At 63.9% G+C, this 20,203-nt stretch carries 14 protein-coding genes; 11 read left to right on the top strand and 3 right to left on the bottom strand.

The annotated features are described in order from the left end of the window. Positions 1-2: 2 nt before the first annotated feature. Positions 3-1,139, bottom strand: a complete 1,137-nt coding sequence (locus tag NHH73_17395) for a LacI family DNA-binding transcriptional regulator (GenBank protein ID USX24394.1) — start codon at positions 1,137-1,139, stop codon at positions 3-5. 195 nt (positions 1,140-1,334) lie between these two features. On the opposite strand from NHH73_17395, the gene NHH73_17390 reads away from it, so the two are divergent. The 3 genes from NHH73_17390 to NHH73_17380 all read left to right on the top strand — a co-directional run bounded on the left by NHH73_17390 (position 1,335) and on the right by NHH73_17380 (position 4,740). Next, positions 1,335-2,585: an Hsp70 family protein gene (locus NHH73_17390; GenBank protein ID USX24393.1), complete on the top strand. Its 1,251-nt coding sequence runs from the start codon at positions 1,335-1,337 to the stop codon at positions 2,583-2,585. A 20-nt stretch (positions 2,586-2,605) separates the two neighbouring features. Next, entirely contained in the window at positions 2,606-3,226 is a 621-nt protein-coding gene (locus tag NHH73_17385) for a 3'-5' exonuclease (GenBank protein ID USX24392.1), read from the top strand. 116 nt (positions 3,227-3,342) lie between these two features. Then, on the top strand, positions 3,343-4,740 hold the full coding sequence (locus NHH73_17380) for a sel1 repeat family protein (protein USX24391.1): 1,398 nt from the start codon (positions 3,343-3,345) through the stop codon (positions 4,738-4,740). A gap of 13 nt (positions 4,741-4,753) precedes the next feature. On the opposite strand, the gene NHH73_17375 is transcribed toward NHH73_17380, so the two are convergent. Beyond that, positions 4,754-6,511: a GGDEF domain-containing protein gene (locus tag NHH73_17375; GenBank protein USX29647.1), complete on the bottom strand. Its 1,758-nt coding sequence runs from the start codon at positions 6,509-6,511 to the stop codon at positions 4,754-4,756. Positions 6,512-6,794: 283 nt separating this feature from the next. Here NHH73_17375 and NHH73_17370 point away from each other — a divergent pair, with 283 nt between their 5' ends. From NHH73_17370 to NHH73_17345, 6 genes are all read left to right on the top strand, one after another. After that, the gene (locus NHH73_17370) at positions 6,795-7,397 is read left to right on the top strand and encodes a methylamine utilization protein (GenBank protein ID USX24390.1); all 603 of its coding nucleotides are present in this window, start codon (positions 6,795-6,797) and stop codon (positions 7,395-7,397) included. Positions 7,398-7,412: 15 nt separating this feature from the next. Further along, positions 7,413-9,818, top strand: coding sequence for an EAL domain-containing protein (locus NHH73_17365; protein USX24389.1), 2,406 nt, complete (start codon positions 7,413-7,415; stop codon positions 9,816-9,818). A 125-nt stretch (positions 9,819-9,943) separates the two neighbouring features. After that, positions 9,944-11,023: a DUF5694 domain-containing protein gene (locus tag NHH73_17360; protein USX24388.1), complete on the top strand. Its 1,080-nt coding sequence runs from the start codon at positions 9,944-9,946 to the stop codon at positions 11,021-11,023. An 89-nt stretch (positions 11,024-11,112) separates the two neighbouring features. Beyond that, positions 11,113-13,317, top strand: a complete 2,205-nt coding sequence (locus tag NHH73_17355; GenBank protein ID USX24387.1) for a prolyl oligopeptidase family serine peptidase — start codon at positions 11,113-11,115, stop codon at positions 13,315-13,317. A 41-nt stretch (positions 13,318-13,358) separates the two neighbouring features. Then, positions 13,359-15,818: a zinc-dependent metalloprotease gene (locus NHH73_17350; GenBank protein USX24386.1), complete on the top strand. Its 2,460-nt coding sequence runs from the start codon at positions 13,359-13,361 to the stop codon at positions 15,816-15,818. Positions 15,819-16,009: 191 nt separating this feature from the next. Continuing rightward, a complete protein-coding gene (locus tag NHH73_17345; GenBank protein USX24385.1) occupies positions 16,010-17,212 on the top strand; it encodes an ammonium transporter in 1,203 nt (400 codons plus the stop codon). Positions 17,213-17,240: 28 nt separating this feature from the next. On the opposite strand, the gene NHH73_17340 is transcribed toward NHH73_17345, so the two are convergent. Beyond that, complete coding sequence (locus NHH73_17340) at positions 17,241-17,816, bottom strand: XRE family transcriptional regulator (protein USX24384.1); 576 nt, start codon at positions 17,814-17,816, stop codon at positions 17,241-17,243. A gap of 191 nt (positions 17,817-18,007) precedes the next feature. Between NHH73_17340 and NHH73_17335 the strand changes: the two genes are divergently transcribed. Further along, positions 18,008-19,213 carry a glycine C-acetyltransferase gene (locus NHH73_17335; protein ID USX24383.1) on the top strand — a complete coding sequence of 402 codons (1,206 nt, stop codon included), beginning with the start codon at positions 18,008-18,010 and terminating at the stop codon, positions 19,211-19,213. Positions 19,214-19,230: 17 nt separating this feature from the next. Beyond that, the gene (locus NHH73_17330) at positions 19,231-20,199 is read left to right on the top strand and encodes an NAD-dependent epimerase/dehydratase family protein (protein USX24382.1); all 969 of its coding nucleotides are present in this window, start codon (positions 19,231-19,233) and stop codon (positions 20,197-20,199) included. The last annotated feature ends 4 nt before the right edge of the window (positions 20,200-20,203 follow it).

The raw sequence follows: 20,203 nt of genomic DNA, 5'->3' as shown, positions 1-20,203 counted from the left end.
CGCTACATTATAGCGACCGGCGTGCGCATGCCGGTCGCCAATGTGCCGCCGAGCGCCGGCATCGGCGTCAATCGGGCCGTCGCGCCTTCGATGAACTGGGCGCTGAAGACGCGCCGCTCCGGCTGCGAATCGGAAGGGTGCTCGTGGCCGTCGATGACGGCGCACAGCAGGTCGGCCGCCGAGGCCGCCATTTTGGGCATCGGCTGGCGCAAGGTGGTGAGGTTGTAGCTCAACCAGTTGGACGGCTCGACGGCGTCGAAGCCGGCCACCGACAGCTGTCCCGGCACGTCGATGCCCAGTTCGTGGCGGGCGTAATCGAGGCAACCGATGGCCATCACGTCGCTGCCGCAGATGATCGCATCGGGCACGTCGCCTAGCTGCGCGATGATGGCTTTGAGGCCGGCGCCGCCGCTGCGGTAGTCGGATTGGCCCGGGACCACCACCGGCGGCGGCAGGCCCAGTTCGGCAAGGCGTTCGCAGGCGCCGCGCCGGCGTTCGTTGGCGACCGAGGAGTCCTCGGTGCCGGCGATGATGCCGAAGCGGCGATGGCCGGCGGCGGCCAGGCGCGCGACCAGCATGCGGCCCGCTTCGAGGTGATCGCAAGTGACGGTGTTGACGACGCGGTTGCGCAAGGCGCGGTTGAACAGCACCAGCGGCATGTGGCGGCGCTCGAATTCGGCGATGTGTTCGTCGCTGAGGCGGGCGGCGGCGATCACGCCGTCGACCTGGAACTGCCAGACGTCGGTCAGCACGCGGTCGACATCGGTCTCGCGCGCCAAGGTGAACAGCAGAACGCGCTTGCCGCGCGCGGTGATCTGCTGGCTCAGCTCGGCAAGCAGCTCGGGATAATAGAGATTGGCCTGGTTGGTGATGATCACCGCCACCATGTTGGAGCGGCGGGTGATCAGGCTGCGGGCGGCGGCGTTGGGAATGTAATCGAGCAGCGAGGCCGCTTTCATGACGCGGGCGTAGGTTGCCTTGGAGACGCTGGCGCCCGGCTTGAAGCAGCGCGAGACGGCCGATTGGGACACCCCGGCGACGATCGCCACGTCGTACGAGGTGACGCGGCGCGCTTCGCGGGCGATGGTGGCTTTGTGTTCCGTGGCGCTGATCTCAACTGTCGGCTTGGATGTCGTCATTATCTCGTTATCGTCGTGGGGACCCGGGCAGTTTCCATGGGTCATGTCGAGGATAATCAAAAACTTACTCTAGGGCAATACTTATTGTGTTTCTATGTGGAAATTACGTATTCGGTGTGGTGGCACAGCAATTTTCCCTGATGAGGGCGTTTTTCTGATAGCATAACGCCCCTTTATTACGTGTGAAGGGTCGACATGGCCAATGCTTGCGGCGTCGATTTCGGCACGTCAAATTCCACGGTCGGCTGGGTGCGTCCCGGCCAGTCCGTGATGTTGGGGCTTGAGGACGGCAAGACCACCTTGCCGTCGGTCGTCTTCTTCAACGCGGAAGACGAACAGGTCACCTTTGGACGTGCGGCGCTGGCCGAATATCTGGCCGGCTATGAGGGGCGCTTGATGCGCTCGCTGAAGAGTTTGCTCGGGACCAGTCTGATCGACGGTCAGACCGAGGTGGGCGGCCGCGCGCTGCCGTTCCGGATGTTGCTGGCCCAGTTCATCGGCGAGGTCAAGCTGCGCGCGGAGCAGTCGGCCGGGCGCGAATTCACGTCGGCGGTGTTCGGCCGGCCGGTGCATTTCATCGACGACAGCAAGGAAAACGATCAGTTGGCCGAGGATACCTTGGCCGAGGTCGCCCGTTCGGTCGGGTTCAAGGACATCGCCTTCCAGTTCGAGCCGATCGCCGCCGCGTTCGACTACGAGTCGCAGATCGACCGCGAGGAACTGGTGTTGATCGCCGACATCGGCGGCGGGACGTCGGACTTTTCGCTGGTGCGCCTGTCGCCCGCGCGCGCCAAAAAGACCGAGCGGCGCGACGACATCCTCGCCAACGGCGGCGTGCACATCGGCGGTACCGACTTCGATAAATACCTGAGCCTGTCCTCGGTGATGCCGTTGCTGGGCTACGGCAGCCGCCTGCGCAACAACAGCGAAGTGCCGTCGAGCTATTTCTTCAACCTGGCCACCTGGCACACGATCAACCAGGCCTACACCAAGAAGATGTGGACCCAGTTGTCTGACCTGTTGCGCGATTCGGCCGAGCAGGAAAAGCTGGGCCGCCTGCAGCGCCTGATCGACGAGCGCGCCGGCCATTGGCTGGCGATGAAGGTGGAGGAGGGCAAGATCGCCTTGTCCGGCGACGTCAAGGTGCGGCTGGAGCTGGACCGCTTGTCGCCGGCGGTCAACCTGGAGCTCGACCGCGCGCAGTTCGACGCCTCGATCGACCATCTGGTGGGCTCGGTTGAAAATACCGTGCTGAGCCTGCTGCGCGACGCCGGCGTCGGACCGGCCGATGTCGACACCGTCTTTTTCACCGGCGGCTCGAGCGGCGTGCGCATGCTGCGCGAGCGCATCGGCGCGCTGGTGCCGGCCGCGCGCAAGGTCGAAGGCGACCTGTTCGGCAGCATCGGCGCCGGGCTGGCGCTCGACGCCGTGCGCAAATTCGGCTAAGTAGATAGACAGGGACGCAAATGCTCGACAAATCCATCGTCATGCTCGACTTCGAGACCACCGGCCTGTCGCCGGACATGGGCGACCGCATCACCGAGGTGGCGGCGTTGCGCATCGTCGGCGGACGCATCGTCGAGCGCTACGTGTCCCTGATCAACTGCAACGTGCGCATTCCCTCGTTTATCACCGGCCTGACCGGCATCACCCAGTCTATGGTCGACAACGCGCCGCCGGTCTCGCGCGTGGTCCCCGACCTGCTCGACTTTATCGGCGGCGACGCGCTGTCGGCCCACAACGCCAGCTTCGACGAGAAGTTCCTGCGCGCCGAGGCGGCCCGGCTCAACCTGACGCCCGGCCATCAAGCGCTGGTGTGCTCGCTCAAGCTGTCGCGCCGGGTGTTCCCGAACCTGGCCAGCTACAAGCTCGGCAATCTGTCGGGGCAGTTGGGCATCCGTTTCAAAAGCGCGGCCCACCGGGCCGAGTCCGACGCCGAAGTGGCGGCCGAAGTGCTGATACACATCGGTAAACACATCGGTTCGACCTATGGCATCGCCGGCGTCGATCCGGCCCTGCTCGTCTCGGTAAACAAGCTGGCGGCCGCCAAAGTGCACCAATTCCTTCAAAAACAGTCCCCTCAGTAAGTTTAGGCTTAAACGATAGCATTTCATCATCACTCGTTTGACGACGCTCAAATCTGAAGTCACTATCGAGCTTACACTTTAGTCAACATAGTTGCAGTGTTGGCAAGGGGTGCGCGATGAAAAACCAGAGCTCCGCCAGAGATGGCTACGACAGTTATGTGTGGTACAAGGAGGCGGCCGAGCGAGGTAATCCCTACGCGCAATTCAATCTTGCCATGGTCTATAAAAAAGGCCAGGGCGTGGCGCGGGAAGACAATCGGGCCTTCCATTGGATGCACAAGGCTGCGGAGCAGGGGCTGGCGTTCGCCCAGAATCATCTCGGTGTGATGTACTACAACGGCCGGGGCGTCCCCAATAACGACAAGGAGGCGGTGCGCTGGTTTCGCGCCGCCGCCCAGCAAGGCGACGCTTCGGCCCAGCAAAATCTCGGGCAAATGTATAAAAGGGGGCGCGGCGTCGCGCGCAGCGACGAGATCGCGCTGTCCTGGTTCTACCGCGCGGCGGAGCAGGGCATCGCCAGCGCGCAAACCTTGCTGGGCGAGGCCTATGTGCACGGCACCGGCGTGCGCCGCAACTATCCGTTGGCGCTGGCGTGGTTCCGCAAGGCCGCGCTGCAAAACGACGCCAACGCCCAGCTCAATCTCGGACTGATGTACAAGCATGGACACGGCGTCGCGCGCAACGATACGCAGGCGCTGGCGTGGTTGCGGCAAGCCGCCGCGCAAGGCGACGCGGTGGCGCAGCGCCTGGTCGGGGTCGCGTATTCGGAGGGCTTGGGCGTGCCGGCCGACCAGTTGCGGGCTTATGCATGGTTGACGCGCGCGGCCGAGCAGGAGGACGCCGACGCCCAGTTCAATCTGGGCATCATGTTGGCCAACGGCAAGGGCGTCGACCGCGACGACGAGCTGGCTTTTTCCTGGTATCGGCGCGCGGCCGAGTCCGGCCATGTGCTGGCGCAGTACAACCTGGGCGGCATGTATGCGCGCGGACGCGGCGTCTGCCGCGACGAGCAGCGCGCGCTGGAGTGGTACCGGATGGCGGCCGAGCAGGGCGCGCCGAACGCGCAGTTCAATGTCGGCGTGATGTACGCCAATGGTCATGGCGTGGCCAAGGACGATGCGCGCGCGGTGGCCTGGTATCGCAGCGCGGCCGACCAGGGCGACGCCAGCGCGCAGAACAACCTGGGCGTAATGTACGCCAACGGCCTGGGGGTTGCCCAGGACGATGTGCACGCCGTCAAATGGTATGGCAAGGCGGCCGAGCAGGGTCACGCGTTGGCGCAGTTCAATCTGGGCGGCATGTATGGCAGCGGGCGCGGCGTCAAACGCGACGCGTCGCGCTCGTTCATGTGGCTGACGTTGGCGGCCGACGCCGGCGATGTCGCGGCGGCCAGCAACCGCAAGAAGGTGGCGCTCGACATGACGCCGGAAGCGATCGTCGAAGCGCAGGAGCTGGTGCGCCGCTGGCGCGCGCAGCACCGCAGGGCCGTGCCGGTGCGCGAGCGACCGCGATGATGCAACCGTTTAGCTAACCCTGCGGCTGCTGCCGGCGGTCGAGGAACAGGCTGTTGCCGTGGATTTTCTTGGCTTGGCGCTTGGATTCGGCCGCTGCCGTGGCGATCTGGTGGTGCGTGTAATACTGGCGCGGATCGACGCGGATCACGCCGATTGACAGACTCATCAACGAATAGAACACTTTCTTTCCCTGCCGGTCCTCGCTCAGGTAGCCGCCGCGCTCGCGGTCCTCGAGGCTGTAGAACGCCTGCACATTCTGCTCGAAATCCGCCAGGATGCCCTGGCAACGCGCCTCCCAATCTTCGCTCTGGAACAACACCATGAAATCGTCGCCGCCGATATGGCCGACGAAGTCGCGGTTGGCGTCGCAGCGCTCGCTGAGCATGTTGCCAGTCAGCTGGATGACGTCGTCGCCCCGCCGGTAGCCGTAGACATCGTTGAACGGTTTGAAATGGTCGAGGTCGACATAACAGGCCCAGAAACGCGTGCCGCTCTCCAGCAGCCGGTCGATGTGTTCGTTGATCGGCACATTGCCCGGCAGTTGGGTCAGCGGATTGGCGTAGCGCGCCGCGTTGATCTGCATCTGCGTGATCTCGCGCATCAGGTCGTGGCCGGTGCCCAAGCCCAGGTAGCGGCCCCGGTCGGTGATGATGAAGCCGTTGAACAGGTGGTGGGCGTCGGCCTGCACCATGCGGAAGCTCAGCTCTTGCAAGGTGGTGTCCTGCTCGGCGATCAAGGACGTGGCGTCCATGAACTGCCGGCACGACTTCTTGCCGTACAGCTCGCGCTGGTAGGGCCGGGCGAAGTGGTCGATCATCTCGAAGCGGCTGATCAGTCCCTGCGGCTCATCGCCGTCGACCACCGGAATGATCAGCAGCTTGGGTTCCTTCAAGAAGATCTCGTAGACCTCGTTGTTGGTCATGCTCGACGGAACGGTCTGCACTTCGTTGAGCAGTTTGAGGATGGTGGCGGCGTTCTTTTCGGCGCCGCGCCGGGGATACACGGCGACACCGGTGCGCGCCAGCGCCTTGACCACCTCGGCCGGGGCCGAGCGCGCCGGTTGCGGATGCGGCCGTCCCAGATGATAGCCCTGGCCGTTGGCGACGCCGACATCGCGGATCACCAGCAGTTCGGCTTGGGTTTCGATGCCTTCGGCGATGACCAGGGTGTTCGACTTCTCGGCGATCTCCTGGATCGAGCGCACGAATTGCAGCTTCACCGGATCGTTATTGATCCCCTGGATGAAATGCATGTCGATCTTGACATACTCCGGCCGCAACTCGGACCACAGGCGCAGGCTGGAGAACCCTTCGCCCAGATCGTCGATGGCGATCTGGAAGCCCATGTCGCGGTAGTGCCGCACCGCCTCGCGCATCAGCTCATAGTCGTAGGTCGGCTGGTTCTCGGTCAGCTCGATGATCACGCGCTCGGGGTTGATGCCGATGTGATGGATGTATTCCAGCGTCTCGCCGGGGCGGGCGTCGCGCTGCAGCAGGCATTCGGGGCTCACGTTGAGAAACAGCTTGCCCGGCAGTTCCAGCTCGGCAAAGCGCTCCAGGATCACCTGGCGGCACAGGTGCTCGACCTGCACCGTCAGCCCGCTGGCGCGCGCCACCTTGAACAGGCTCATCGGCGAGTGCAGGGGGCTGTCCGACGGCCCCCGTATCAACCCCTCGTAGGCGATGATGTCGCCGTTCTGCAGGTTGACGATCGGTTGGAACAGCGCGCTGAGCTGGCGGCGCGCGAGGATATCGTATAAATGGGCGCGCAACACTGCCTCCTCGTCCTCGAGTTCGGGCCTGATGTAGGTCACCACGGCGGGTGCGGCGTTGCTACGATGCAGCGGTTTGCTGGCGGTTTTCACGATTAGCGCTTGCGAAATGTGGGTTTAACTGTACGATTCTATGATGTGTTTGTGACGGCCTCATGAATTTTGTCCTGTGGCGCAATAAGTATTTCCATGTCACATTGTTGTCGCGCTACAATAGTCAGACCAAGTGTTCCCCGGGCCTACCATGTACAGTCTTAATAGCCGTCGCCTCGTTTTTAGTCTGATGTTCTTGAGCACCGCTTCGGCGGGGGCGACCGGGGTCACCGTGCAGGTACAGGACGCGGCTGGCAATCCGCTAGCCGATACGGTGGTCTACATCGAGGCGGAGACCGCCCCGGCCCCCGGCAAGGCGCCAGCCAGCGGGCAGATCGAGCAAAAGAGTTTGAAGTTCATGCCGCTGGTCACCGTCGTGCAGACCGGCAGCAAAGTATCCTTTCCGAACAACGACAAGGTCCGCCACCACATCTATTCGTTTTCGGCCGCGCACAAGTTCGACCAAAAACTGTATTCGGGCGAGTCGGCGGCGCCGCAGGTGTTCGACAAGGCCGGCACCGTGGTCCTGGGCTGTAACATCCACGACAAGATGCTCGCCTACGTCAAGATCGTCGACACGCCATACTTCGCCAAGACCGACGCCGCCGGCGCGGCGCGCATCGCGCTGCCGGCCGGCGGCAAGTACGTGGTCAAAGCCTGGCACTACAACACCGTCGGCGGCGCCACACCCGAGCAGGTGTTGACTGTGAAGGCGGGCGACGCGATGTCGACGGCCACGTTCAAACTGCCGATGAAGCCTCCGGCTGCCGACGCCACGTCGTCGGCCTACTAAAGGATCGCCCCGAGCATGCGTATGCGTTTTCGCAGCCTGGAAAGCCGGATCGTCGCGCTGTTCCTGGTCCTGATCGTCGCCGTGCAGCTGGTCGGCCTGGTGGTGATCCAGCGCGGCATCGACAACAACGCGCGCCTTGCCATCGCCGGGGAACTCAATAACGGCACCAAGGTGTTCCGCCGCCTGCTCGATCAAAACGCCCAGAGCCTGCGCTTCGGCGCCCGCCTGCTGGCGCGCGACACCGCGTTCCTGGCCGCCATCGGCAACAACGACGAAGGCGACCGCGCCACCATCGAATCGGCGCTGGCCAACAGCGGCCGCCGCATCAAGGCTTCGTTGACGATGCTGATCAGCGCCGAGCGCAAGATCAGCGTATCGACCAACACCACGCAGGCAGCGGGCCTGGAGAAAATGGCCGTCAGCATGCTCGACGCGGCCGAAGCGGCCGACGGCGCCAATGGCATCGCCATCATCGAGCGCCGCCCGTACCAGATCGTCGTCATGCCGGTCAAGGCGCCGGTCACCATCGGCTGGATCGTGATGACATTCCCGATCGACCGCCAACTGGCCAGCGAGATGCGCGAGGTCAGCTCCCTGCACACCACCGTGCTGACGCGCGACCCGCAGGGCAAATGGATGTCGGCAGGTTCCACCTACGTCGGCGCTTCGGCGCAATCGGTGGTCGACCAGTTGCAGGCGTTGCCGGCCGCGCCCACCGGACCGTTCGACATCGAGGTGGAAACCGGCCGCTATAGCGCGCGCCTGATGTCGATCGGCCAGGACGGCGGGCAGACCGCCAGCGTGCTGCTGGCGCGCTCGATCGACGAGGCGACCGCCGAATACGCGCGCCTGGAGCGCTGGCTGATCCTCCTCACCGCCGGCGGCATCGCCATCTCGGCGCTGGCCATCATCTTCACCGCCAAGCGCATCGCCCAGCCGATCAGCGAGTTGGCCGATACCGCCAAACGCCTGGAGCAGGGCGACTACAAAGGCCAGATCGACACCAGCCGCGAAGACGAAATCGGCGCGCTGGCCCACGCCTTCGATGCGATGCGCGAGGGGATCGCCAAGCGCGAACAGGAAATCCGCCGCCTGGCGTACTGGGACACGCTGACCAATCTGCCCAACCGCGCCCAGTTCCTGCTGCTGCTGAACGACGCGATGGAGGATGCGCGAAAACGCGAGGAAGCCGTGTTCGTGCTGATGATGGACCTGGACCGCTTCAAGCACGTCAACGATGTGATGGGCCACAGCTTCGGCGACGCGCTGCTGCGCCAGGTGGCCGGCCGCCTGCAACTGCTGCTGGCGAACCGGCGGCAATCGTCGGCGCAGGTGGCGCGGCTGGGCGGCGACGAATTCGCGGTGCTGCTGCCGGCGTCCGATGTCGAGGCGGCGCAGCGCATGGCGGCCGAAATCCTGCAGGCGCTGGAGACGCCGCTGTCGTTGGAAGAACAGATGGTCGACATCGGCGCCGGCCTGGGAATCGCCGGTTACCCGATCCACGGCAGCGACGGCGAGGCCTTGCTCAGCATGGCCGAGGTGGCGATGTACGCGGCCAAGCAGCGCAACGACGGCGCCGTGGTCTACGACGCGGCGATGGACAAATCCAGCGAAAAGAGCCTGTCGCTGCTGACGGAGCTGCGCAACGCCATCGAGCGCAACGAGTTCCGCCTGCACGTGCAGCCCAAGATCATGCTCGATACCGGCAAGGTGGTCGGCATGGAGGCGCTGGTGCGCTGGGTGCATCCGGAACGCGGCAACGTGTTCCCGGACGAGTTCATTCCGTTCGCCGAGCAGACCGGCTTTATCCGCGTGCTCACGCGCTGGGTGATGGAGCGCTCGGCGGAGCTGTGCCAGGAGCTGGCGGCCAAGGGCCATCATCTGAAGATATCGGTCAACCTGTCCACGCGCGATTTGCTGGACCAGGACCTGCCGGCCAAATTCGCCGACCTGCTGGTGCGCCACAAACTGGCTCCCGGCTCGTTCTGCCTCGAGATCACCGAAAGCGCCATCATGGACGATCCGGTGCGGGCGCAAACCACGCTGGAGCGCCTCAGCGCCATGGGTTTCGATCTGTCGATCGACGATTTCGGCACCGGCTATTCGTCGCTGGCGTACCTCAAACGGCTGCCGGTCAATGAGCTCAAGATCGACAAATCGTTCGTGCTCAATATGGAGCACGATGAAGGCGACACCAAGATCGTGCGCTCGACCATCGACCTGGGTCACAACATGGGCTTGCGCGTGGTGGCCGAGGGTATCGAGAGCGAAGCGGTGTGGCGACTGCTGGCGGGCCTCGGTTGCGACCAGGGGCAGGGCTACTTCATGAGCCGCCCGATCCCTGGCGACCAGTTGATCGCGTGGCTCGAGAAGTGGCAGGCGCCGGCTGTCTCGGTGGCCCCGAACCACGTGTTCATCTAAATCACGCTTTCGGCCTGTCGCCGATATTTGCATTTCATGCAAGCGATTTTGCCGTGCGTCGCAAGCCCTGCCTCGACGCAGCCGTCTCTCGCATACACTGCCCGAATCCCATTTCAGGAGCCTGTATGCACCGTCTATTCACGACCGTATTGATCGCCGCCGCCTGCCATGCCCCGGTCTTCGCCGCCGACACCGCGCCGCCGTTCGCGCCGGGTGCCCACAAGCTGAAAAACGGTCGGCCCAACGAGGTGATGGTGCTTGGCTCGCCGCACCTGTCCCAGATGCCCAAGACCGTCGACATGACCAGGTTCGCATTATTGACAGACAGGCTGATGGAATGGAAACCGCAAGCCGTCGCCATCGAATCGCTGTCCGGCATGCAGTGCGCGTATCTGCGCAGCTATCCGCAACGCTATGCCGATTCGGTCAAGACCTATTGTTGGGACCCGGCGCCCGCCAACGCCGCAACCGGCGTCAATGTGCCGGAAGCGAATGCCCAAGCCGAACGTCTGCTGTTGGCATGGCCGGCGGCGCCGTCGTCGGCGCAGCGGCGCAAGCTGGCCGCCTTGTTCCTCGCGGGCGGCGAGCGGGCCTCCGCCCTGGTACAGTGGTTGCGTCTTCCGGACGCGGAGCGCCATGCCGGCGACGGCCTGCCGGAAAGCCTGGTGCCGATGTTGAATGGGCTGTCGGAACGGCGCGATGAGAGCTATCGGATCGCCGCCGTGGTGGCCGCGCGCAGCGGGCTGGAACGCGTCTGGGCGATGGACGACCACACGGCGGATGGTCCGACTGAAGATGAAAAAGCCGCCGGCGAGGCGATTTCCAAGGCGTGGGACAACCCCTATACCGCCGCCCGTGGAAAGCAATCGGATCAACTTGAAAGCCGACTCAATACCCCCGGGGATATATTGACCATGTATCGCGCCTATAACGACGCCGCTTACCCGGAGCAGGCCTTCCGCAGCGACTTCGGCGCGGCGCTGGAGGAACCCTCACCGCGGCACTATGGGCGCGGCTACGTCGCCTACTGGGAGACGCGCAATCTGCGGATGGCCTCCAACATCCGCGACGCGATGAGCACGCGCCCCGGCGTTCGCATGCTGGTGGTGGTCGGCGCCTCCCACAAAGCGTATCTGGAAGCTTACCTCGACCAGATGCACGACGTCCGCATCGTCACCACGGACCGGGTGCTGCGCGCCGAATAAAACACGATGAGATCGCCTGCCTAGCGTTGCTTATTTGTCACAAGGCAAGCTATCATCGATATATCAACTCACGACCCACGGAATTACGCATGAAGCAATTGAAACGCGCCGCACTGGCGGCCGCCGTCCTGCTGGCACAAGGTGCCATGGCGCAGACCTGCGCCACCACCGGCGCCGCGCTGACCTACCCGACCACCCGTACGGTCGACCAGACCGACGATTACCACGGCGTTAAAGTGGCCGATCCGTATCGCTGGCTGGAGGACGCCAACAGCGCCGACACCAAGGATTGGGTCGACGCCCAGAACAAGCTCACGCAAGGCTACCTGTCGCAGATCCCAGGCCGCGAGGCGATCAAGACGCGCCTGACCAAGCTGTGGAACTTCGAGCGTTTCAGCGTCCCGTTCAAGGAAGGCGGACGCTATTTTTATAGCCGCAACGACGGCCTGCAAAACCAGTCGGTGCTCTACACGATGAAAACGCTGGCCGACGTGCCGCGCCTGCTGCTCGATCCGAACAAGCTGGCCGCCGACGGCACCGTGGCCCTGGCCGGACTGGCCGTGAGCCCGAACGGCAAATACCTCGCCTACAGCACCGCCGCATCGGGCTCCGACTGGAACGAGATCAAGGTGCGCGACATCGACAGCGGCAAGGACGTCGAAGACCATATCAAGTGGGTCAAGTTCTCCAACACCGCGTGGCTGCACGACGGTTCCGGTTTCTTCTACAGCCGCTACGACGAGCCCAAGGAAGCGACCAAACTCGCCGACGTGAACTACTTCCAGAAGCTGTACTTCCACAAACTGGGCACGCCGCAAAGCGCCGACACGCTGGTCTACGACCGCCCGGACCACAAGGACTGGGGCTTTAGCGCCGACGTGACCCAGGATGGCCGCTATCTGATCATCACGGCGTCGCAAGGCACCGAGAACAAGAACCGGGTGTTCTACAAGGACTTGAGCCGCAAGGATTCCAAGGTCGTCGGCTTGCTGGAGGATTTCGACGCCGTCTACAACTTCGTCGGCAACGACGGGCCGGTGTTCTGGTTCCACACCGAGCGCAACGCGCCACGCGGCCGCATCGTCAGCATCGACACGCGCAAGCCGGCGGTGCTGAACTGGAAGCAGATCGTGCCGGAAAGCTCCAACACGCTGGTGTCGGCGTCCGTCGTCAACAACCAGCTGCTGGTGGACTACCTGAGCGATGCGCATAGCCTGGTGAAGGTGTTCGACCTGAAAGGCAAACCGCTGCACGATATCGAACTGCCGGGCCTGGGCACCGCCGGCGGCTTTAGCGGCAAACGCGTCGACACCGAGACCTTCTACTCGTACACCAGCTTCACCACGCCCACGACGATCTACCGCTATGACCTGAAGGCCAACAAGAGCAGCGTGTACCGCCAGCCGAAGGTGGACTTCGATCCGGCCGGCTTCGAGACGCGCCAGGAGTTCTTCACCAGCCGTGACGGCACCAAGGTGCCGATGTTCATCGTCGCCAAAAAGGGTTTGAAGCTCGATGGCAGCAATCCGACCTACCTGTATGGCTACGGCGGCTTCAATGTCTCGCTGACGCCGTCGTTCTCGGTCGCCAACCTGGCGTGGCTGGAGATGGGCGGCGTCTACGTCATGGCCAATCTGCGCGGCGGCGGCGAGTATGGCGAATCGTGGCACGAGGCGGGCACCAAGCTGCAAAAGCAGAACGTGTTCGACGACTTTATCGGCGCGGCCGAATGGCTGATCGCGCACAAGGTGACGTCGCCGGCCAAGCTGGCGATCGGCGGCGGCAGCAACGGCGGCCTGCTGGTCGGCGCGGCGATGACGCAGCGCCCGGAGTTGTTCGCCGCCGCGATCCCGCAGGTGGGCGTGCTCGATATGCTGCGCTTCCACAAATTCACCATCGGCTGGGCGTGGACATCGGACTACGGCTCTTCCGACAACGCCGAGGAGTTCAAGGCGCTGGTCAAGTATTCGCCGCTGCACAACCTGAAAAAGGGCACCTGCTATCCGGCGACGATGATCACCACCGCCGACCATGACGACCGCGTGGTGCCGGCGCACAGCTTCAAGTTCGCCGCCACCGCGCAGGCCGACCAGGCCGGTGCTGCGCCGATCCTGATCCGGATCGACACCAAGGCCGGCCACGGCGCCGGCAAGCCGACCACCAAGCAGATCGAGGAAGTGGCGGATCGCTGGGGCTTCCTGAGCCGCGCGCTGCAAATGGATGGCGCGACGCCGGCGGTGCAAACCACCGCAGGGCCGGCGACGGCGGCTGTCAAGGCGGCGGGCTCGCAATGAGGGCCGCGCCAGCCGCCGGGCCACTGCTGCTCGCTCTCATAATGTTGGGCGCTGCGCCGGTGGCGCCGGCGCTGGCGCAATCCAACAATTCCGGCGGCGCGTCGGCGTCCGCCAAATCGGTTGCGGACGTCACGCGCGGCCTGCAATCGCAACCGGGCTTCATCGACGTCTGGCGCGACGCGGCCAAGGGCAGGGTGCTGCTGTCGGTGGCGTCGCTGGAGCAGCCATTCCTGCTACTGAGTTCCCTGCCATACGCACTGGGCTCGAATGATGTCGGCCTTGATCGGGGACAGGCCGGCGACATGCGCATGGTCCGTTTCGAAAAGCATGGCGCCAAGCTGTTTCTGGTGCAGGACAACACGGCCTACATCGCTGCGTCGGCGGACAAGGACGAACGGGCCGCCGTCAAGGAATCGTTCGCCAGCGCCGTGCTGTGGTCGGGCGAGATCCTCGCCAGCGACGGCGGCGCGCACCTGGTCGACTTCTCCAGCTTCCTGCTGGCCGACCGCCACGGCATCGCCGCCCGGCTGGCGGCTGCCAAACAAGGCGCCTATCAGGTCGATGCGGCGCGCAGCGCGGTGCTGGCCGAACAGGCCAAAGCCTTTCCCGACAATGTGGAACTCGAATCGCTGCTGACCTTCGCCGGACCTGGCCAGGCGGAATACGTGCGTCAAGTCGCCGCCGATCCCGTCAGCCTGTCGATGCGCCAGCGTATCAGCATGGTGCGCCTGCCGAAGATCGACGGCCAGGCTGGCTGGCGGCCGCGCAGCTATCATCCGTTCTCCGGCGGCTTCGACGTCAACTACTACGACTTCGCCACGCCGCTGGCCAGCAGCATCGACGTGCACTGGCAGGTGCGGCACCGGCTCGAAAAGACCGATCCGTCGGCGGCGGTCAGCACGGTCAAGAAACCGATCGTGTACTACGTCGACCGGGGCGCGCCGGAACCGGTGCGCAGCGCGCTGCTGCAGGGCGCCTCATGGTGGGCCAGCGCCTTCGAAAAGGCCGGCTTCAAGGATGCCTACCGGGTCGAGCTGCTGCCCGAAGGCGTCGACGCCATGGACATCCGCTACAACGTGATCCACTGGGTGCACCGCGCCACGCGCGGCTGGTCCTACGGGAACGCGCTGGCCGATCCGCGCACCGGCGAGATTATTCGCGGCGCCGTCACGCTCGGATCGCAGCGCGTGCGGCAGGACATCCTGATCGCCGAAAGCCTGCTCGCGCCTTACGGAAAAAACGCACCGGCGGACAAACACAAGCTGGCCGAGGAGATGGCATTGGCGCGCCTGCGCCAATTGTCGGCGCACGAAGTCGGTCATACACTGGGCTTCGCGCACAACTTCGCCGCCAGCCGCAGCGGCAATGGCAACGGCTCGGTGATGGACTATCCGCATCCGATCCTGAAACTCAACGCCCAGGGCGAAGTCGACCTGGCCGACGCGTATGGCGTGGGCGTCGGCCCGTGGGACGATTACATCGTCAAATACGTCTATGGAGATTTCGGCGGCGGCGCGCAGGAGCAGGCCGCGCTGGCCAAACTGCGGGGCGACGCCAAGGCCGCCGGCCTGTTGTACTCCAGCGATCAGGACGACCGCACGCCGGGCGCCAGCCACCCGGACGGCCTGCTGTGGGACTTCGGCCCGGATACGATCAAGACTTGGGATCAACTTGGCGCCGTGCGCCAGCGCGCGCTGCAGACCTTTTCGGTCGACGTGCTGCCGGATGCGCGCCAGATCGGCGAGCTCGAAGCGCGCCTGGTGCCGGTCTACCTGCTGCAACGCTACCAGGGCGAGGCTGTGGCGCGCCTGATCGGCGGTGGCGATTTCGACTACACCACCAGCGGCGACGTCAAAGCAGGCATCGGCAAGGCGGGTGTCAAGGTCACGCCGGCGAACGTACAGCGCCAGGCGTTGAACCGGCTCGCCGACAGCCTGCGCGCCGAATATCTGGCGCTGCCCGCCAACGTGCTCGATGTGCTGACGCCACCGGCGATGGGGCATGATCGTGGCCGCGAATACTTCGCCACCCGCATGGGTTCCGTGTTCGACGCCTTCTCGATCGCGGAGGCGGGCGCCGCGCAAACGGCTGGATTCCTGCTGGACCCCGGCCGCGTCAATCGTCTCTCATGGCAGCATGCGCGCGACGCGCAGCAGCCCGGCGTGCAGGAGGTGCTGTCGCTGCTGCTGCAAAAGACCTGGAAGCGCGAGCCTGTGCCGGCATCGGTGGTTGGCGGCGAGGCGGTGCAGCTTGCGTCCAACTGGGTGCTGGTCGACGGGGTACTCAATCTACTGGACGGTGGCAAGCTGCATCCGAATGTGGCGGCCGAAGTCACGCAATCGGTGCGCGAACTGGCGCAATGGCTGCAAAAGAATCCCGGCAAAGGCGTGACAGCCACTAGCCGAAAGGAAGCGGCCGAGATGATTACCGCCTACCTGAAGGACCCGCGCAGCGTCAAATTGCGCGCGGCGCCCCCGGTTCCGCCTGGCGCACCGATCTAGGCGGGAAGTAATTCCACAACGTGCGCACCAAAATGATGCCATTTTTCGGTGCGCACGTGCATGGTGCGTTCGCCGCCGCCAAAACAAAATACAGTCAAATCATGGACTTAAAATCTGCACCAATCTGGAACAAATATTGCTTATAAGCGTATTGGTTTTCAGATCGTGCATTATTTTGGGGAGTGATTTTGATGGGATTACACAAAGACGGCGCCGATGCATTGTTCATTTTGCTAGGCGCCATCATGATTTTGGCGATGCACGCCGGCTTCGCGTTCCTGGAGTTGGGCACCGTGCGCAAGAAGAACCAGGTCAACGCGCTGGTGAAGATCCTGGTGGATTTCGCGGTGTCGACCATCGCTTACTTCTTCGTCGGTTACAGCATCGCCTACGGCGTCAATTTCTTCTCCTCGGCCGACGTGCTGGCGGCCAAAAACGGCTATGAGCTGGTCAAGTTCTTCTTCCTGCTGACGTTCGCGGCGGCCATCCCGGCCATCATCTCGGGCGGCATCGCCGAGCGCGCGCGCTTCCATCCGCAGTTGATCGCCACCGCGCTGCTGGTCGGCTTCGTGTATCCGTTCTTTGAGGGAATCGTCTGGAACCGCCGCTTCGGCATCCAGGAGTGGCTGCTGCAGGCCTTCGGCGCCGAGTTCCACGATTTCGCCGGTTCGGTGGTGGTGCATGCCGTGGGCGGATGGATCGCGCTGCCGGCAGTGCTTTTACTTGGCGCGCGGCGCGGGCGCTATATGAAGAACGGCGCGATCGCCGCGCATCCGCCGTCGTCGATTCCGTTCCTGGCGCTGGGCGCGTGGATTCTGACGGTGGGCTGGTTTGGCTTCAACGTCATGAGCGCCCAGTCGCTGGACAAGATGAATGGCCTGGTGGCGGTCAATTCGCTGATGGCGATGGTCGGCGGTACGCTGGTCGCGCTGCTGATGGGGAAAAACGATCCCGGCTTCGCTTATAACGGGCCGCTGGCCGGACTGGTGGCGGTGTGTGCGGGATCGGACCTGATGCATCCGATGGGCGCTCTGGTGACGGGCGGTATCGCCGGCGCCATCTTCGTCTGGATGTTCACGCTCGCACAAAACAAGTGGAAGATCGACGATGTGCTGGGCGTTTGGCCGCTGCATGGCCTGTGCGGCGCCTGGGGCGGGATCGCCGCAGGTATCTTCGGGTTGAAGGCGCTGGGCGGGATGGGCGGTGTGTCGTTCGCCGCGCAGTTGGCGGGGACGGTGTTGGGCGTGGTGATCGCGCTGGCGGGCGGCTTCGCCATCTATGGCGTGTTGAAAGTCACGATGGGCTTGCGCCTCGATCCCGAGGACGAGTTCCAGGGCGCCGATCTGGCAATCCACCGCATCAGCTCCACGCCGGAGCGGGAGTCGAACTGGTAGTGGCGTACCTCCGCTGACCCGCCCCGGGTCAGCGGTGTATAACAACCAATAACGCCTTCGCCTCGGTCTTGCCGACGTTGCGTATGGTGTGCTGCTGGTCGCCCGGGTAGCGCGCGGTGCCGCCCAGCTTGACCTTTTTCTTGGTGTTACCCACTTCCACTTCGACCGATCCATGCAGCAGCGTGACATGCTCCTGCGCCCCGGGATCGTGCCCTTGCGACGCCAGCTCCCCACCTGGCGACAAGGTCAGCTCATACCATTCATACTTACCCGCCAGCTCCATCGGCCCGAGGATGCGCAGCACGTAGCCGGCATGGTTGCCGGGCAGCGTGGGGGTCTCGTGTGCGTCGAGCACGCGGATGGTCTCGGATTCCTTCTCCGCCGTCGCCAGCAGTTCGCCGATCTGCACCCCCAGCGCGTTCGATAGCCGCCACGTGATGGCGATGGTCGGATTGGCCTTCTCGCGCTCGATCTGCGACAGCATCGACTTGGAGACCCCCGCGATGCGAGACAGGTCTTCCAAAGTGAGGCCGCGCGCGAGGCGCAGACGTTGCAGGGCGGCGCCGACCTCGGGTGGTGCGTTCGTCGAAACAGGTGTTTTCATTGTTTTATTCGGCGGATAGGCTAAATTCTAAGTAAATCTGTCGGAAAAACGCGGCCAGAACCGCATGCTTCCGTCTTGCGCAGTTCACTGGTTCTCTGTAAGATTCGATATATTGAATTTGAGTTCGACATAACGGATTTCTTATAACGCAGTGAAAATCTGCTGAAATCGTACCACATACAAGGACCATCATGAGCGACCAAGCAAAAAGCACCTTCTTCAGCAGCCTGCAGCAAAACCTGGATCAATTGCGCGATCAGGGCCTGTACAAGCCGGAGCGCGTGCTCGCTTCGCGCCAGGGTTCCGAAGTGGTCGCCCAGGATGGCCGTACGCTGATCAATATGTGCGCCAACAACTACCTCGGCCTGTCCGGCGAGGAGTGGGTCGCCAAGGCATCGATCGAGGCGACCGAAAAATACGGCTATGGCCTGTCGTCGGTGCGTTTCATCTGCGGGACGCAGACCGTGCACAAGCAACTGGAGCAGGCGATCTCCAAATTCCTCGGCACCGAGGACACGATCCTGTACGCGGCAGCCTTCGACGCCAACGGCGGCGTGTTCGAGCCGCTGTTCGACGAGAACGACGCCATCATCTCCGACGCGTTGAACCACGCCTCCATCATCGACGGCATCCGCCTGTGCAAAGCCGCGCGCTTCCGCTACGCCCACAACGATATGGCCGACCTGGAAGCGCAGTTGCAAGCGGCCGCCGACAAGCGCCATAAAGTCATCGTGACCGACGGCGTGTTCTCGATGGACGGCACCATCGCCCAGCTGGACAAGATCTGCGATCTGGCCGACAAATACGGCGCGCTGGTGATGATCGACGAGTGCCACGCCTCCGGCTTCATGGGCGCGACCGGCCGCGGCACCCACGAGCACCACAACGTCATGGGCCGCGTCGACATCATCACGGGTACCCTGGGCAAGGCCCTGGGCGGCGCGATGGGCGGCTTCACGTCCGCGCGCAAGGAGGTGATCGACATGCTGCGCCAGAAATCGCGTCCTTACCTGTTCTCCAACACGCTGGCGCCATCGATCGCCGGCGCCTCGCTGGCGGTGCTGGAGCGGCTGTCGCAGTCGACCGAACTGCGCGACCGCCTGCACGAGAACACCGCCTACTTCCGCAAGGAGATCGAGCGTATCGGCTTCACTATCAAGCCGGGTACGCACCCTGTGGTTCCTGTCATGTTGTTCGATGCGCCCGTCGCCCAGAAATTCGCGGCACGAATGTATGAGCTGGGCGTTCTGCTCAGCGGCTTCTTCTACCCGGTGGTCCCGATGGGCCAGGCGCGCGTGCGTGTCCAATTGTCTGCCGCGCATACCCGCGAGCAGCTGGACACCGTGCTCAAAGCATTCGAACAGGCGGGCACGGAGCTTGGCCTGCTTAAAAAATAAAATAGTCAGGAATCAAAATGGAACAACAACGCATCCTCGTCATCGGCGCCAACGGCCAAATCGGCAGTGAACTGGTGGAGGCGCTGGCCGCCAGACACGGTGAGCAGAACGTCATCGCCAGCGACATCAGCCCGACCAATCTGTATAACGCGGCGCGCTACACGCCGCTCAATGTGCTGGACAAGCAGGCGCTGTCCACCTTGGTGACGGAGGAGGGCATCACCCAGGTGTACCAACTGGCGGCGATGCTGTCGGCCACCGGCGAAGCGGCGCCGCTGAAGGCCTGGACCTTGAACATGGACGGCCTGCTGAACATTCTGGAAGTGGCGCGCGAGCGCGGCATCATCGGCAAGCCGCTCAAGGTCTTCTGGCCGTCGTCGATCGCCGCCTTCGGCCCGAACACGCCTGCCGTGAACACGGCGCAAACGACGGTGATGGACCCGACCACGATCTACGGCATCAGCAAGCTGGCCGGCGAGCGCCTGTGCGAGTATTACTTCATCAAGTACGGCGTCGACGTGCGCAGCATCCGCTACCCTGGCATCATCAGCTACAAGTCGCCACCGGGCGGCGGCACCACCGATTATGCGATCGCGATCTTCCATTCCGCGCTGCGCGGCGAGCGCTATGAGTGCTTCCTCGGCCCGCAGACCACGCTGCCGATGATCTACATGCCCGATGCCATCCGCGCCACCATCGAATTGATGGAAGCGCCGGCCGAACAGGTGAAGGTCCGCTCGGCCTACAACGTCGCCGGCGTGTCCTTCAACCCGGAGCAGCTGGCCGCCGCCATCACGCGCGCCGTACCTGACTTTAAGATCGGCTACAAGCCGGATAGCCGCCAAGCCATCGCCGACACGTGGCCGCAAAGCCTGGACGACGCCACCGCGACGGCCGACTGGGGCTGGAAGGCCCGCATCGGCATCGAGGAGATGGTGACCGACATGCTGGCCAATGTCGACGTCAGTCTGAGCAAAGCGGCGTAATGCG

The sequence above is a fragment of the Oxalobacteraceae bacterium OTU3CINTB1 genome (assembly GCA_024123955.1).
GTDB lineage: Bacteria > Pseudomonadota > Gammaproteobacteria > Burkholderiales > Burkholderiaceae_D > Rugamonas.
This window is presented reverse-complemented; position numbering and strand designations above follow the sequence as displayed.